This window comes from Salinicoccus sp. CNSTN-B1 (assembly GCF_054792835.1).
The window spans coordinates 610,218-626,367 of the sequence record NZ_JBTWMN010000004.1 but is presented as its reverse complement, the minus strand read 5'-3'; the positions used below and the strand labels follow the sequence as shown (position 1 = coordinate 626,367).

The following is a 16,150-nucleotide window of genomic DNA, read 5'->3' as shown; positions in this document are numbered from 1 at the left end:
ATTATACCCACCCCCTGACCGGTTTCATGATCTGTCAGCATGTTTGTTTGAATTTTATGTGGATGATGACAATGATTATCGTTACCGCATATAAAAGAGCCACGCAACCATTAGGGTTGCGTGGCTCTTCAACATGTTAATCCAAACATGCATTGATAAGCCCCTGGAACAGGGGATGCGGCCGTGTCGGCCGGGATTGGAATTCAGGATGGAACTGGACGGCGACAAAGTATGGATGGTCTTTAAGTTCAATCATCTCAACGAGCCTGCCGTCTGGAGAAGTACCGGAGAATATCATGCCCTTCTCCTCAAGCTGCGTCTTGTATTTGTTGTTGAACTCATACCTGTGGCGATGACGCTCATCTACATGCGAAACGCCATAGAGCTTGCGCGCTTTAGTGCCTTCTTTGATTTCACAAGGGAAGCTGCCGAGCCTCAATGTACCTCCGAGGTCCACGACATCTTTTTGGTCCGGCATCAGATCGATGACAGGATGCGCAGTGTCCTCATCCAGTTCACTTGAATGGGCACCTTCAAGACCAGCTACATTGCGTGCAAATTCCACAGTGGCAAGCTGCATGCCGAGACATATGCCAAGAAGCGGGATGTTGTTCTCACGTGCATATTGGAGTGCATATATTTTCCCTTCCACACCACGTTCACCGAAACCACCTGGTATCAGGATGCCGTCGACGCCTTCGAGCTCAGCTTCGTGATTTTCCGGTGTCAGGAATTCTGAATTGATCCATTTGATGTCGATGTCGGCCTGACGCTCATAGCCAGCATGCCTCAACGACTCCGCTACCGATAAATATGCATCCTGAAGCGTCACATATTTACCGACAAGACCGATGGTCACCTTCTTATCGATATTTTCCAGGTTCTGGAGCAGGTGCTTCCAGTCTGTCAGTTCCGCTTCCTTATGTTTACCAAGCTTAAGCCTATCGATGACGAGTGAGTCCATTTTCTGCTCCTGCAGCCTGATCACTATATTATAGATCGTTGACTCATCTCTCGCTTCTATGACGCTATCTTTATCAATATCACAAAAGAGTGCAATCTTATCGCGCAGATCTTCGCCCATGGCGTGTTCGGAGCGCACGACGATCATGTCGGGCTGGATGCCGAGCCCTCTGAGTTCCTTGACGCTGTGCTGGGTCGGTTTGGTCTTCATTTCACCCGCCGCTTTAATGTATGGCAGCAATGTACAATGGATGTACATGACATTCTCACGTCCAAGGTCGCTCCTCACCTGTCTGATGGCCTCCAGGAAAGGCAGTGATTCGATGTCTCCGGTCGTACCGCCGATTTCAGTTATCACGATATCCGCATTCGATTCTTCGCCCGCTTGGATCAGACGGGATTTTATTTCATTGGTGATGTGTGGAATCACCTGGACTGTACCGCCGAGATAATCCCCACGGCGTTCTTTGCGTATCACTTCAGAATAGACTTTTCCCGCTGTGACGTTTGAGTATTTATGGAGATTGATGTCGATGAACCGTTCATAGTGCCCCAAATCCAAATCCGTCTCTGCTCCGTCCTCTGTGACGAAGACTTCTCCGTGCTGATATGGGCTCATGGTCCCTGGATCTACGTTCAAATATGGATCGAACTTCTGTATTGTGATCGAAAAGCCACGATCTTTCAAAAGCCTTCCAAGCGACGCTGCCGTAATGCCTTTACCCAGAGAAGAAACAACCCCGCCGGTCACAAAAATATATTTAGTCATTGCACTTCCTCCTGTGAAAAATAAAAATAGCTCCCTTCCACACTTGGTGAAAAGGAGCCGTTCTTTACAATCCCTTTTTCAGGGAGCCCAATAAAAATAATATCACTTTTAACCTGAATGTCAACTGGAAGTTGTTTTTCTAGAGATCGGGTTTATCTTCGTAGGAGTCTTCAAGTTCATCCGTATCATCGTACTCTATATCTTCATCGATGGTTTCGTCGACTTCCTCCTCGCCTGAAATTTCATTTTTTGACAATGGGGAGTCGAGGTCCTCTGTATCATCTTCGACGAGTTCCTTATCCTGGTCAATGATATCTTCTTCGACATCTCCATCAATCGGCTCATCCTCCACGGCAAGCTCGATCTTGTGGATTGTTGGTGCGATCTTATCGGATATGTCATCTACCGAGTACCAATCCCTAAGTCCCCACAAGCCTTCGCCTGTACTCAGAAAACGGCCATCCGTATTCAAATCCGTGTAAAATTGCACAATACGGTTTTCAATCTCCTTATCTGAATATCCGCCCAACTCCTTGAACTTGTCGACAATATCATACAAGTTCACTTCTTTCCCTACATCTTCAAGGTATATATGTGCCATTTCGATAAAGGAGTTTTCATCCAGCATCTGCTTGGAGTAGTCATCCAGTCTCATCTCATTCATCCTTTCCAGTCTCGAATATCACAGGATATCTTACATGTAATTGGAACATGAATCAAGCACTTATTCAATAGTTTACATACTTCACGAATTTCTGCTGTCCACCTTCATCTTCCATCATGACGAATCCGCCTTTTTCAAACAATTTATGCCACCCTGCTGCATCATCGGTCAAAATGGTCAGTTGCTTGATTTCTGGCATATCGCGTCTGAGGAAAGTCGCAATTTGACGCATCGCACTTGAGGCAACACCGCGTTCACGTTCCTCCGCCTTGACATGCAGATGCGTAATCCGAAGCTCCGCCCATTGACCTTGCCCTTTATCTCCCCGATGGTCTCCTTCTGGTTCCTGATTATATCGATTTTGATGGCCGGCAACTGTACAGCGTCATCTCTCCCTAGTTTGATGTTATGTACATACTTGCTATCCAGATCCAGGTAATAAAGACGTTCCTTTCCTATCGGACCATCTTCCTTTGTTGCCGTATGTGTAAACCCGGCTCGTTCATAAAGGTTCCAGGCTGCTGTATTTTCAGCATCCACGACAAGGTAAAGGTGATCGAAATTCGAAAAGTTCTCCTGTATATAGATGGGCAGCCGCATCGCCACCTGCGTTCCATATCCGCGGCCCTGCAGCTTTTCATCAATCGACAGCGACCTTATATAGACCACTTCGTGTGGTGTGTCGTAACCTTCATGCTGGTAATGCTTATGAAGCACGAAGAATCCGATGATCGTTCCTTCCCCGTTCAATACCACACAAGGTACACGATCAGGGTCATCAACAGCATCATCGACCACATCAGTCGGCAAGCTGGAATATACTTGTTGCTGTTCACTCAACCTGAAAGCCGCTAGAGTCTCCCGATCATTCTCCTGAAACGGCCGGATACTTATCTCGTCCATAATCCAAAACCCCTTTTTGACATGTAATGTCATTTTGTTATGATAACTATTATACCCTTTCCAGTATAAAAATAGTCAGCTTGATATTCAATGTTTTAATGGTGTTTAGTCTCGACACAACGGGGGTACAACGGTATACAATAAGATATTTTAGGGGGAGAAATTTTGGACAATGGCAATTTAGACAGTAATCCCAAAAAGGGGGATAAGTCGAAGAAAAGTTCCAAATTCGAAAAAGAGAAACGACCGGATAAGAACCTGGAGCCAAAAAAGGGTCAAGCCTAGGGTTGGTGTTCTGGACCGCCGCTTCAATCATCATCGCTGCTGCCTTGGTGGCAACGATCATACCTGGCAAGTTCGAAGCTGCATCAAGCTCAGTCTATGGCTGGATTGCCGGATTATTCAGTTGGTTCTTCATGATTGCAGTATTTGGATTTGCTCTATTCCTGATTTTCCTGGCGCTCTCGCCATATGGCCGCATCAAGCTCGGGGGAGATAATTCGAAACCTGAATTCTCTTTCCGTTCATGGATCGGCATGCTGTTTTCCGGCGGATTGGGTGTAGGTCTCGTGTTCTTCGGTGTCGCGGAACCGATGAGCCATTATATGATCTCACCCTTTCCGGGTGGAGAGACTGAGTCCGTGGAGGCGGCGCGCATGGCCATGGGCTATTCATTCTTCCACTGGGGGATTTCCCAATGGTCCATATTTGGGGTAGCCGGCCTTGCAATTGGCTACAACCAATACCGCAAGAAGAAGGACGGCCTGGTCTCCACCTCGCTCGAACCGATACTCGGCAATGACTATAACCAGAAGCTGAGGAAATCCATAGATATACTTGCCGTGGTCGCCACTGTTACAGGGATGGCGACATCAGTTGGCCTTGGCATCATGCAGATGGACGGGGGGCTGAACATAGCCTACGGCATCCCATCGGGGCCGTTGACCCAAATCATACTTACTGCCCTGATGACAGGCTTCTTCATACTGTCGACGACGACCGGCCTGAAACGCGGCATCAAATGGCTGAGCAACCTTAACATGCTGCTTGCCGCTGTCATCACCATCTTCATAATGGCTGTTGGTCCTTTCACGTTCATCATGGAGAGCATCGTTGTGGGGCTTGGTGATTACCTATCCAACTATGTCGGGTATTCGTTGCGCATGCAACCTTATACCGGTGAAGTCTGGGTGCAGGAGTGGACGGTCTTCTACTGGGCGTGGGTCATCGCCTGGAGTCCGTTCATCGGTTCCTTCGTGGCCCGCGTCTCCAAAGGGCGCTCCATACGCGAGTATGTAATGGGAATCCTCATCATTCCACCGATACTTTCCTTCCTCTGGATCGGTGCCCTGGGTGGTACGGCGATCTACTCTGATCTGTTCAATGGAACAAATATCGGAGCACTCGTACTCGAAGATGATACTGCAGCACTTTTCGCATTGTTCGATCAGCTGCCGCTGACTGAATTGTTCTCAGCCCTCGCAATACTGCTGATTTTTACATTCCTTGTCACATCAGCAGACTCGGCAACATTCATCGTGGCGGGAATGACCTCAGGGAACACGGATTCGCCAAGTACACGCCTTAAAGTCATCTGGGGAGTACTGCTTGGTTTCCTTACAGTCACCCTGATCATCGCTGGCGGCCTGACAAGCCTACAAGCCGCTTCACTGCTGGCCGGTCTGCCGTTTGGACTTGTCCTCATCGCCATGATCATCGCAGTCTCCAAATCACTCAGACGAGAACCAAATGATTCGATGAAGCGCCGTCAACGCAAAGATCGCACAAGAGCCTGAATTTAATGTTACTAAGTTGGAATGTCATTGGTATAATACAACCAATGACATTCTTTTTTTGGAGGCTTTTATGAAAATTGGAATAGACGCAGGAGGCACACTGATCAAGGTCGCCTACATCGATGACGAGGGACGCAGTTTCGAAAGGTGGCCATCTGCCCAAGTGGATGCTTTGATAGATCGATTGAACGCAGAACATACAGATGATCTGATATACCTGACAGGCGGCAAGTCTGCATATATGGCAGAAAAATTGAAGCATCATGAAGCCATATCGGTCGAATTTGAAGCGACATACCGTGGGCTGCTCAAACTGATGAAGGAGCAGGACGTCCGCCTTGGACATTTCATCTACTTGAATGTCGGCACCGGTACTAGCTTTCACTATGCCGGCCCCTCCGGTCAACAGAGGGTAGCGGGATCTGGAGTGGGCGGCGGCACGCTGATCGGCCTATCCACCCTGCTTGCCGGCGTCCACGACTATGATTCAATCATCCATCTGGCCACCCAAGGCAACCGGGATGAAATCGACCTTAAAGTCCATCATATCTATGCTGGACGCCCGACACCGATTCCAGGTGATCTGACCGCGAGCAACTTCGGTAATGTCCTCTCCGGGGAAGTTTCTAAACTGCAGCCTGCCGATAAAGTACAAGCCGTCATTGGTCTTGTTGCCGAAACTGTAACAGCCATTGGAATAAGCCTCGCTGAAGGCTTCGAGACGGATGATATCGTCTTCATCGGCTCCACCCTGCTCGACAACACGGTGATGAAAGATATCATCAATCGCTACGCCGGGCTGAAGGACGCAAGGGCCCACATCATTCACAATGGTGAATACTCAGGGGCATTGGGTGCCATTCTATAGTGGACTGTGATAGATGGATACGGCGTTTCTATGCCGTTCCATAGTCAATCTGATGTTGTAGCACCTTGAGAGCTGTCCGCTCGTCACCTGGGCTGCAGGCAGCGGACCTTCCGCGCGTCCTGCCTGAAGAAGTGTGATCGTGTCTCCATAAGTCATCGCCAACTGTGCTTCATGCATGGTGGTGATGACTATTTTTTTCTGTCCTTCCCTCGTCAGCCACTTCATCATTTCGTGCTGATGAAATAGATCAAGTCCTTGTTCTATTTCATCAATCATGATGATCGGCTTATCTTCGAGGGCGATTTGAGCGCATTGCACCCTTTTGAATTCGCCGCCGGATAGTTCCTCTATCGAACGCCCTAGAAGGTGGCCGATGTGGAAACGCCTGATGATTTCAGCCACCCGTTCCTCCGCGACCTTCCCCGCAGCTGCAGTCATGATCAGATACTCTTCGACGCGTATTCTGAAGCGGGGATTCTCCTGCGGCAGGAACGATATGATGTCTGAGATGTCCCCCAAGGCCGAACCATGATAAGCGATCTCACGGCTCAGAATATGGCTCCCACCGTAACCGAGCATCCCCTTCAGAAGCGTGCTTTTGCCACCCCCGTTAGGCCCTAGGATGATATTTACACCTCTATGAAATGTGACGTTTTCAATATCAAGGCTGAAGTTCCTCTGCATCGTTTCCAGATGATCGATTTTCAGCATAAGCTGTTCCTCCGCTAGTATTTTAGTTGGTACTCAATTATAATTATATATACAAATATCAGGTGAAAGGGGGTTTTTGATGGATGTCCAGCTAGACTATCCGATCTTGTTGATTGCCATACTGCTGGTCTTGGGCGTTGTGATGACACGTTTTTCGTCCAGACTCGGTGTCCCCTCGCTTGTACTCTTCATAATCATAGGTATACTTCTGAACCAGGTCATCTACTACGATAATGTGGAACTCACCCAACTGATTGGTATGATAGCACTTGTCGTCATACTTTTTGAAGGTGGCCTCCAAACCAATATCATGACCATCAAAAAGGTGGCTGGTTCAGCGGTACTTCTTGCGACCATCGGCGTATTGCTGACAAGTTTCATACTCGGTCTGTTTGCCTATCTGATCCTGGACCTTGATTTCATGACATCGATGCTGCTCGGGTCCATCGTCGGCTCGACTGATGCTGCTGCAGTATTTGCAGTATTCGGCAGTAAAAACATCAAGGAAAAACTATCTTCAACGATTGAAGCGGAATCCGGAACGAACGACCCGATGGCTGTGTTCCTTACCGTCACCATCATATCGGTCATCGAAATGCCAGGAGAGAGCAATGTTTTATATCTCTTACTTACCTTCTTTTGGCAGATGGGTGTTGCCATCATAGCCGGTATCATTATAGGCCGGCTTGCGGTTTTCGTCATCAACCGGATCGACCTCGAAGCTTCTGGACTCTATCCGGTGCTCTCCCTTGGATTTGCGATGCTGACTTTCGGTGTTACAGAAGTCATCGGTGCAAGTGGATTGCTCTCTGTGTATGTTATGGCGGTACTGATGGGGAATCGGCCCCTTACCTATAAACATTCCATACTGCGCTTCAATGAAGGATTGGCGTGGATGATGCAGATTGTCATGTTCATCATGCTCGGCCTGCTGGCCTTTCCTGGGGAATTGATCAACTATACATTCCAGGGGATCCTGATGGCACTCATCCTCATATTCATCGCCAGGCCAATCGGTGTCTTCCTCACTTTGATTGCGAGCAAGTACGACCTCAAGGAGAAAATATTCATTTCGTGGGCTGGTCTGCGTGGCTCTGTGCCGATCGTTTTAGCGACTTATCCACTAGTCAGTGACATCGAGAGCGGATACCTCGTCTTCAACGTAGTCTTCTTTATCGTCTTGTTCTCTGCCTTGCTGCAAGGGAGCACCATCACACCAGTAGCCCGCTGGCTGGGATTTGACGAAGGGGAAGCGGAAGCTCCGGCCTATTCGGTCGAACTGCTGGCTTTAGGCCAGACGCAGAACGATATATACGGGATTGAACTCCCTTCGCATTCTGCCCATCAGAACGTGCAGATCAAAGACTTGGACTTGCCGACTGATGTCCTCGTCATCGCCATCATAAGAAATGATGAGTTGATTACACCTAACGGAGAAACGAAGATGCTTTCTGAAGATTTCATCTATGTCATGATGCCAAGAAAGCTACGTGAGCGTACAGAAGCATATTTCAGTAAACCAAAAGAACCACCTAAGAGCAAAAAGGCACGTCAGAAGCCGTTTCCCAAGAAAAAAGTGACAAAAGAGGGGGATTAAATGAAATTCATCATTGTCCTACTCGCCATTCCACTGTTCATCCCGTCATGTGTAGGCTTGTTCATTCCAGATGATTCAAACCAGAAGCGCTACGGAGGACACCGGAGAATCTGCTAGTGAAGAATCAACAGAAGAGACTACAGAAGTCGCCAGCGAAAAAGAACCCACAGAAGTAACACCCATCGATGTAACGCGCGATGCCTTCGTCTCAAACTTGTTCTCAGCCAATTATGAGTACAGAACGATTTCACTCCGCTCCAGTTACGAATATATGACGCGCATACTGGGAGAACCGGTTGGAAACGGTCAAAGCATTGATGGTGTCTATTACCACTATGATCATATCGCCTTCAACTTCCCTGAAAAAAGGGAGGGGGCCGATGATTTAAGCGAACTTAAAATCAACGGCATCATCATCTTTCCGGAAAACCTCACAAAGCAGGAGGCCGTTGAAACATTCGGCTGGCCGACGCGTGACGAGGTTTCCGACTTCTGGATGATCTATGATGCCGATGATTCAAACGAGCAGTATGTCATGCTGAAATATGATCAGGAGGACAAGATTACAGAAATCATCCTCCAGCACAAAAACCTTGAAGATACTGGGTTTTACGGAAGTTAAAAGGAGGAGCGTCTGGACGCTCCTCCTTTTTATTTCATTTCTCCATTCAGTTCAAGCTTGGTAGAAATTGTGGCATTCAATGAGTTGATTGCGGAACAGTATTTATCCGCTGATAATTTTACTGCACGCTGCGCCACCTTCTCAGTGACGTCCCCTTTGATCCTGACGACGATTACGACATCGGTGAAGCGCTTCGGTTCAGTGTCTGCACGTTCAGCTTCGATATCTATATCAATGCTTTCCACTTTATCCATGCTATGCCTCATGATGACATTAAGATCGATGCCCATGCAGCCGGCTACACCATGCAGCACCATTTCCATCGGCCTTGGACCACTGTCATTACCGCCGACACTGCTGCTGGCGTCCATCGTCACATCATAGCCCGAACTGTCACCTTTAGAATTGTAGGCCATTCCGCCTGTCCATTTCGCATTAACTTTCATATTCTCACCCTTTCAATGTGTTAACCATCATTATAAGCAATTTCATCTTCCAGTGACAGCCATGCGCTTACATCAAAGAAGTAACCGCATCAATCAGACTGTAGAGCCCAAGAAAAGAAACCACTGCCGTTACCGCCCAGCCAACGACATTCAGCCATAAGGCGTTGACATGCTTTTTCATCACTGCTTTTTTATTGATGATGATCATAATCAGCACGGCAATGATTGGAAGTATAAGCCCGTTCAATGCCTGTGCGAAAAGTAATACTTCCAGAGGTTCGAAACCAATGGCTGAAGTCACGATGCCGAGACTGATCACAGAAGCAAAGACAATCTTATACTTCCTATTGTCAAAACCACCCTTCCAGTGCATGAAGCTGCTCACCGTCACCGCTGCCCCCATCGGTGAGGCGATTGCTGAGGATAACCCTGCCGAAAATAGCCCGACACTTATGAAAAATGGTGCAAGGTCACCCATCAAGGGCTCGAGTGGCGCTGCCAATTCGACGACATTGGTCACTTCTTGACCTTCAATCAGCGCACCTGCAGTAATAAGTATTGCTGCAGTGATGAACCCACCTACGGTGATGGTGAGGATTGTATCGATTCTGGACTCATTCAAGCCATCTGCACTGTCCCACTTTTCGCTGACCGTCGAGGCATGTATGAAAAAATTATACGGTACCACCGTCGTGCCGATCAGCGCAATGATCATCAGAATCGAACCATCAGGGATGCCGGGAACGAAAGCCCCTTTGAATATCGCGCCGACATCAGGTGCTGATACTATCATCGTCGTTATGAATGTAATGCTCATCAGGACGATTAGCCCAATCATCACCTTTTCGATGATTTTGTAGCTTCCGCTCAGCCCAAGAGTGAGTATGATGATTCCAATGATCGGCGCCACGTAGTTCTCCGGTATTCCAAATAAATAGGAGACACCGAGGGAAGTGCCGAGCAGGTCGCCGCTGATGTATGCAGCACATCCTACGCACACTGCAATCATGACCAGCCAGACTGCAGCGAATTTCAATATGACATTATCGAATAACCCGCGTATATTTTCCCCAGCCCTTCACCTGTCACCATACCGATCCTTGCGACCATCTCCTGCAGTACGATTGTCGCCAGAATCGCAAAAACCACTGCCCACAGGAGGGCGAACCCAAACCCTGCACCTGCACGTGTGGCTGTCGTCACGGTGCCTGGTCCGATGAACGAAGCCGTGATGATTGCACCTGGCCCTATCACTTTCAGCTTTTCAATAATTTTCTGTCCATTCAATGCTTCCACCCCTTTGGATACAGAAGACAGTCTCCCATCGCCCGTTCATCTATCAAGCATGACCACCATGTACATGGCCCGCCAGCACATATAAAACCGCTGTTGATACAAAGTGCGCTGAGTTCTGGTTCGCGTCCTGCTGAGGGTACACTTCGACAAAATCCATTCCACATAATCCCCGTTTACCGAATTCATAGATCATCGTCACCAGCTCATGGGATGTGAGCCCATTACCATCGACGGGACCTCCTGGGTTGAACGCAAAGTCCAACACGTCGCTGCAGATCGTCAAATAGACGACATCCACCTCTTGTGCTGCCATATCATATATTTCATTCGCATAGGCTTTCAGGTCATGTGCCCCCTTGATGTCATTGATCGAAAGCGTCACGGCTCCCGCTTCCTGAGCATAGGCTCCCGTCTCCGGTTTATTTCTCGGACCCTTGATGCCTGCATGTATAAGACTCTCATTCCTGACTCCGTCGGTCTCGTAAAGGCGCATGAATGGCGTACTTCTGGCAAACCTGTCTCCTTCATAGTGAGGCATATTATCATAGTGGGAGTCCAGATGGATGATCCCCACCTTTTTGCCGGTGTTGGTCAAGGCTTTGACGACAGGATATGTGATGCCGTGGTCGCCACCGAGACCTACCAGGAACTTACCTGAGCGCCACAGGTTTTCGGCGAATGCTTCAATGCGGTCCATGGTGCCCGGCACATCATGCGGTATGACGCTGACATCGCCAACATCCCCAAGGCTCAAATGGTCTTCCACATTGATATGATTCAGCTCGGGCAAGTAAGTGCTGTACCGCGCAGAGGACAATCTGATCTGTTTCGGGCCCAGTTCGCACCCTGTGTAGTCTCCCCAAGTACAGGCCCCCTCCCACGGTACACCGTAGACCAGTACATCCGTATCGTATTCGTCAGTCTTTGTAAGATTTTTCGCCCCCAACATCGGAGGGGGTTGCCATAAATATTTGATTGCATCCTTTAACGCCTCCTGAGTTTTCTGAATTGTCATTCTATATATCATGATAAAAGTAATGAAAATGGAAATCCACCGATATACTTCATTTTTAAGATCATTGTTGAACATATAACCATAATCTTATATAATTCAACCTATTACATAATAAAAAAATTATATGATTGAGGTGCGATCCAATGGAAACGACAGTTGATATTAATGATGTTGCGGAACTTTTCAAAGTTCTGGGCGATCATTCACGATTATCGATGGTTGCGATGATGTATAAGAAGGAATGTTGCGTCTGTGATTTCACAGAATGCTTCAATATGAGCCAACCTGCTGTAAGCCAGCATCTTAAAAGGTTGCGGACACTTGGCTTGATCACGGAACGGAAAGATGGGTATTGGACCCATCTTTCCTTGAACTCCGATAGTCCATTCATGGAAATGCTGTCAAAATTATTGGCGACGACACCTGGCCTTGATGCACATGTCGACCGTCTGCTCGCTTCATGCACAAGGGAGGCATGCTGCTGATGGTGAATTCTGTAATTGCAGTCCTGATTTTCCTCATCACGTTGTTTCTTGTCATCCGTCAGCCTAAAGGCCTCGGCATCGGCTGGTCGGCGGTTGCTGGGGCAGTTGCAGCCTTGGTCTTCGGCGTCGTAAGCTTTGGGGATGTCGGAACCGTATGGGCATAGTCTGGAATGCGACACTGACTTTCGTCGCTGTCATACTGATTTCATTGGTACTCGATGAGATCGGATTTTTTGAATGGTCTGCACTACATATGGCACGTTTTGCCAAAGGCAGCGGATTGAAGCTGTTCATCTACATCATCCTGCTGGGCGCGATAGTGGCTGCATTGTTTGCCAATGATGGAGCCGCCCTGATTCTGACACCGATTGTTCTGGCGATGGTCAGGAACCTCAATTTCACGGAGAAGATGATCATGCCGTTCATCATGGCAAGCGGATTCATCGCCGATACCGCCTCCCTGCCATTCGTCGTCAGTAACTTGGTGAATATCGTCTCGGCAGACTTCTTTGGCATCGGGTTCATCGAATACGCTTCAAGGATGCTTGTTCCCAATCTGTTCTCTATCCTGGCAAGCATTCTTGTACTGTGGCTCTTTTTCAGAAAAGACCTACCGTCCAATTACGGGGTATCTGAGTTGAAGCGCCCTTCTGAAGCCATCCGTGACCAAAGAATGTTTACCTGGTCGTGGGTGGTGCTCGCTTTGTTGCTCATTGGATATTTCCTGAGTGAGCCGTTTGAGATCCCTGTTTCCATCATTGCCGGCCTCATTGCATTCTTTTTTGTGATGATGGGAAGAAACAGTCCCGCTGTGCCTGTTAAGGATGTTGTGAAGGGGGCACCTTGGGACATCGTCTTCTTCTCCCTCGGCATGTACGTTGTCGTATATGGTTTGCAAAATGCAGGGCTGACTGCCCTACTCGGCCGTTTTCTGGCTACCGCAGGAGAACATGGGTTATTTGCCGCCACAATGGTCATGGGCTTCACAGCTGCAATACTGTCATCGGTCATGAATAATATGCCGACCGTTATGATTGATGCCCTCGCCATAACTGCATCAGGTGCACAAGGTTCCATTAAGGAGGGTCTGGTATACGCCAATGTCATCGGCTCTGACCTTGGTCCGAAGATTACACCGATCGGGTCACTTGCTACACTGCTGTGGCTGCATGTGCTCAAAAAGAAAGGGGTCAATATTTCTTGGGGATACTATTTCAAAATCGGTATCATCCTGACGATTCCCGTTCTATTCATAACTTTATCCGGCCTATACCTATGGCTGCTCATCATTTCATAAACTAAAGGAGTGTCATCATGCAAAAACCCATTATCTATTTTTTATGCACCGGAAATTCATGTAGAAGTCAGATTGCAGAGGGCTTTGCCCACAAATATTTAGGCGATAAATATGAGATTCATTCAGCAGGCATCGAAGCCCATGGAATTAATCCAAGGGCGGTAAGCATCATGAGAGACGCCGGCATTGATATCACTGGTCAGCAGTCAAGCATCATAGACCCTGAAATTCTGAACCATGCAGATTATGCAATCACCCTGTGCGGGGACGCCCGTGATAATTGTCCTGTCACGCCATCGGACGTCATCCACCTGCATTGGGGGTTCGAAGACCCAGCCAAAGCCAAAGGCAGTGAAGAAGAAATATATTCAGCATTCCGCCAAGTAAGAGACGACATCGAAAAAAGAATCATCCAGTTTAAAAACGAAGGAAAATAAAACAGGCCCTTTAAGGGCCTGTTTTTGTAATCTATGATGCCGTGCGCATTTCCCGTTTCCATTTGATGCGATTCATCACCAATATAATCACTGCCGCTGCTACACCGATGAGGTTAGTATATGTTTCCGGTGCGATCAGAAGCAATGCGCTTGCTATCAGTACAATTCTGAACACCACATTAATATGCGTTTTGAAATATCCTTCTAACCCAGTGGACTTATTACAGTTGTCATTGAATATAACATTATTCAAAACTGCTAAATTCAAAGCCTCTTTATATTTGAAATTTTCTCTAAATTTAATACAATGGAGTTAACCACTGAGGAGGAATTGGATGAAATCACTTTTTGAACCCTACACACTGAAGGCTTTAACGACAAAGAACAGGATTGTAATGGCCCCCATGTGCCAATACAGCGCGACTGACGGCATACCTGACGAGTGGCACTTCACGCACTACACCTCACGGGCGGTCGGCGGTACTGGTCTGATCATGTTGGAGATGACCAATGTCGAATCACGGGGTCGCATTACCGACCATTGTCTAGGTATCTGGTCCGACGGACATGTGCCCCACTACAAACGAATCGTCGACGCTTGCCATCGCCACGGGGCAAAGGTGGGCATCCAACTCGCTCACGCAGGGCGCAAGGCTCAGGATACGGAGACTCCAGTATCAAGTACGGATGAAGCATATAGCTCGGACTTCCATCAGCCACATGAACTGACGAGAGAAGAGACGGAAGAGATTATCGATGCATTCAAATGGGGGGCCCAACGTGCAGTTGAGGCTGGATTTGACACCATCGAACTTCATGCTGCCCACGGTTATCTCATCCATCAATTCCAATCCCCACTCACCAACAAGCGCTCCGATGAATATGGTGAAGATTTCAGCCTATTTGGACGCAGGGTCATTGAAGCAGTCAAATCTGTCATGCCTGCAGGGATGCCGCTCATGCTACGCCTCTCAGCTGTCGAGTATGCAGATGGTGGTTACGACATCGACCACGGGACCCATCTGGCGCGCGAGTATGCGGCAGCTGGGGTTGATATGATCGATGTATCAGCTGGAGGAGACGGTAAGCCTTCACCAGAGCGTTTCAATGGGGCTTTCCCCGGCTACCTTGTCGAGTATGCCAGAGCGGTGAAAGAAGCTGCTTCAGTCCCTGTCATAGCTGTCGGTCTTCTCGATGATGTCAATCTGGCTGAGCACGCCGTCGCATCGGAATCTGCAGATCTCGTCGCCATCGGCCGTGGACTGCTGCGCGACCCTTATTGGGTGCTCAACGCTTCCCAGGACAAAAATGCAGAGGATGACGCCTTCATCCCTGTGCAGTATAAAAGAGCATATTAGAATGGAGAATGATCATGAAACATTCATTGAATAAATCAAACTTATTTTATGCGATGTCAAAGGATAATCCAGCTGCTTTAAAGGTTGATGCTGGGGATACAGTAACGATTGAGACGAACGATTGCTTCCTCGGACAGATCACTTCCAGTGATACCGTGTTGGACCAGTTGGACTGGGACCGCATCAACCCTGCAACGGGTCCTATCCATATAGATGGCATCCAAGCCGGAGATGTGCTCAAAGTCACAATTGAAGACATCACCCTCGAACCAAACGGTGTCATGCTGACAGGCCCTGGGCTTGGCGTCATGGGGGATGATATGGAGAAGATGGAGGCCAAAATGTTCGATATTGATACATCGGAAGGCACTGTTTCGTTCAATGGCCTGTCTCTTCCCCTGAACCCGATGATCGGCGTCATTGGAGTGGCACCAGAGGGAGAAGCGGTCAATAATGGGACACCGGGCCGACACGGCGGCAATATGGACAGTAAGAAGATCACGACTGGCGCCACCCTCTATCTACCTGTTGCACACGATGGGGCCTTGTTTGGCCTTGGAGATGTCCACGCCAAGATGGGGGACGGCGAAGTGAGCGTAAGTGGACTTGAGACGGGTGCATCGATCACAGTAACCCTCGATAAAGCACACAATATAAAAACACGCCATCCGATCGTCGTCGATGCGGATGGTGTCTACATGACAGTATCGAGCGAAAGTCTCGACACCGCAGTCGACGAGTCCGTCAAGGAAATGATTGCATTACTCCGTCCCCACACAGACTTGAGTCTGTCTGAAATGACCATGCTCATGAGTCTGGTCGGCGAGGCGCAGATCAATCAGGTAGTCGATCCTTTGAAGACTTCCCGCTTCTTTGTACCGCACCATGTCCTTGATCATTACGGAATTACCTTGGAGTAGATA

The 16,150-nt window shown here is 48.3% G+C and carries 15 protein-coding genes and 3 pseudogenes; 9 read left to right on the top strand and 9 right to left on the bottom strand.

Features of this window, described 5'->3' with window-relative positions; genetic code table 11:
- Window positions 1-136: 136 nt before the first annotated feature.
- From ACYF68_RS03630 to ACYF68_RS03615, 4 genes are all read right to left on the bottom strand, one after another.
- Window positions 137-1,732 (bottom strand): CTP synthase, encoded by a 1,596-nt coding sequence (locus ACYF68_RS03630; protein ID WP_380570400.1) that lies wholly within the window; start codon window positions 1,730-1,732, stop codon window positions 137-139.
- A gap of 139 nt (window positions 1,733-1,871) precedes the next feature.
- Window positions 1,872-2,387: a DNA-directed RNA polymerase subunit delta gene (rpoE, locus tag ACYF68_RS03625; RefSeq protein ID WP_380570399.1), complete on the bottom strand. Its 516-nt coding sequence runs from the start codon at window positions 2,385-2,387 to the stop codon at window positions 1,872-1,874.
- Window positions 2,388-2,460: 73 nt separating this feature from the next.
- Entirely contained in the window at window positions 2,461-2,595 is a 135-nt protein-coding gene (locus ACYF68_RS03620; protein WP_461045418.1) for a hypothetical protein, read from the bottom strand.
- The gene (locus ACYF68_RS03615) at window positions 2,574-3,299 is read right to left on the bottom strand and encodes a GNAT family N-acetyltransferase (protein WP_461045417.1); all 726 of its coding nucleotides are present in this window, start codon (window positions 3,297-3,299) and stop codon (window positions 2,574-2,576) included. Before ACYF68_RS03615 ends, ACYF68_RS03620 begins: the two co-directional genes overlap by 22 nt.
- Before the next feature lie 290 nt (window positions 3,300-3,589).
- Between ACYF68_RS03615 and ACYF68_RS03610 the strand changes: the two genes are divergently transcribed.
- On the top strand, window positions 3,590-5,095 hold the full coding sequence (locus tag ACYF68_RS03610) for a BCCT family transporter (RefSeq protein ID WP_461045416.1): 1,506 nt from the start codon (window positions 3,590-3,592) through the stop codon (window positions 5,093-5,095).
- Between the two features lie 70 nt (window positions 5,096-5,165).
- Entirely contained in the window at window positions 5,166-5,963 is a 798-nt protein-coding gene (coaW, locus tag ACYF68_RS03605) for a type II pantothenate kinase (RefSeq protein WP_344700815.1), read from the top strand.
- Here the strand turns inward: coaW and ACYF68_RS03600 are convergent.
- On the bottom strand, window positions 5,958-6,674 hold the full coding sequence (locus tag ACYF68_RS03600) for an ABC transporter ATP-binding protein (RefSeq protein ID WP_344700816.1): 717 nt from the start codon (window positions 6,672-6,674) through the stop codon (window positions 5,958-5,960). The two genes, coaW and ACYF68_RS03600, sit on opposite strands and share 6 nt — an antisense overlap.
- Window positions 6,675-6,753: 79 nt before the next feature.
- On the opposite strand from ACYF68_RS03600, the gene ACYF68_RS03595 reads away from it, so the two are divergent.
- Both ACYF68_RS03595 and ACYF68_RS03590 read left to right on the top strand, forming a co-directional pair.
- A complete protein-coding gene (locus tag ACYF68_RS03595) occupies window positions 6,754-8,271 on the top strand; it encodes a potassium/proton antiporter (protein ID WP_344700817.1) in 1,518 nt (505 codons plus the stop codon).
- A 70-nt stretch (window positions 8,272-8,341) separates the two neighbouring features.
- Entirely contained in the window at window positions 8,342-8,893 is a 552-nt protein-coding gene (locus ACYF68_RS03590) for a hypothetical protein (RefSeq protein ID WP_461045415.1), read from the top strand.
- A gap of 29 nt (window positions 8,894-8,922) precedes the next feature.
- Here the strand turns inward: ACYF68_RS03590 and ACYF68_RS03585 are convergent, their stop codons facing one another.
- The 3 genes and pseudogenes from ACYF68_RS03585 to ACYF68_RS03575 all read right to left on the bottom strand — a co-directional run bounded on the left by ACYF68_RS03585 (window position 8,923) and on the right by ACYF68_RS03575 (window position 11,616).
- Window positions 8,923-9,339, bottom strand: a complete 417-nt coding sequence (locus ACYF68_RS03585; RefSeq protein ID WP_344700819.1) for an OsmC family protein — start codon at window positions 9,337-9,339, stop codon at window positions 8,923-8,925.
- A 67-nt stretch (window positions 9,340-9,406) separates the two neighbouring features.
- Window positions 9,407-10,626 (bottom strand): annotated as a pseudogene (locus ACYF68_RS03580) (Nramp family divalent metal transporter).
- Window positions 10,627-10,678: 52 nt separating this feature from the next.
- Window positions 10,679-11,616: pseudogene (locus tag ACYF68_RS03575) on the bottom strand (agmatinase family protein).
- A gap of 177 nt (window positions 11,617-11,793) precedes the next feature.
- Here ACYF68_RS03575 and ACYF68_RS03570 point away from each other — a divergent pair.
- The 3 genes and pseudogenes from ACYF68_RS03570 to arsC all read left to right on the top strand — a co-directional run bounded on the left by ACYF68_RS03570 (window position 11,794) and on the right by arsC (window position 13,869).
- Window positions 11,794-12,135: an ArsR/SmtB family transcription factor gene (locus ACYF68_RS03570; RefSeq protein ID WP_344700822.1), complete on the top strand. Its 342-nt coding sequence runs from the start codon at window positions 11,794-11,796 to the stop codon at window positions 12,133-12,135.
- Window positions 12,135-13,432 (top strand): annotated as a pseudogene (locus tag ACYF68_RS03565) (arsenic transporter). Before ACYF68_RS03570 ends, ACYF68_RS03565 begins: the two are co-directional and overlap by 1 nt.
- A gap of 17 nt (window positions 13,433-13,449) precedes the next feature.
- Complete coding sequence (gene arsC / locus ACYF68_RS03560) at window positions 13,450-13,869, top strand: arsenate reductase (thioredoxin) (protein WP_344700824.1); 420 nt, start codon at window positions 13,450-13,452, stop codon at window positions 13,867-13,869.
- Window positions 13,870-13,900: 31 nt separating this feature from the next.
- Here arsC and ACYF68_RS03555 read toward each other — a convergent pair whose 3' ends face one another.
- Entirely contained in the window at window positions 13,901-14,044 is a 144-nt protein-coding gene (locus tag ACYF68_RS03555; RefSeq protein WP_461045414.1) for a hypothetical protein, read from the bottom strand.
- 160 nt (window positions 14,045-14,204) lie between these two features.
- On the opposite strand from ACYF68_RS03555, the gene ACYF68_RS03550 reads away from it, so the two are divergent.
- A complete protein-coding gene (locus ACYF68_RS03550; protein WP_344700826.1) occupies window positions 14,205-15,227 on the top strand; it encodes an NADH:flavin oxidoreductase/NADH oxidase in 1,023 nt (340 codons plus the stop codon).
- 14 nt (window positions 15,228-15,241) lie between these two features.
- Window positions 15,242-16,147, top strand: a complete 906-nt coding sequence (locus tag ACYF68_RS03545) for an acetamidase/formamidase family protein (protein ID WP_461045413.1) — start codon at window positions 15,242-15,244, stop codon at window positions 16,145-16,147.
- Window positions 16,148-16,150: the final 3 nt, after the last annotated feature.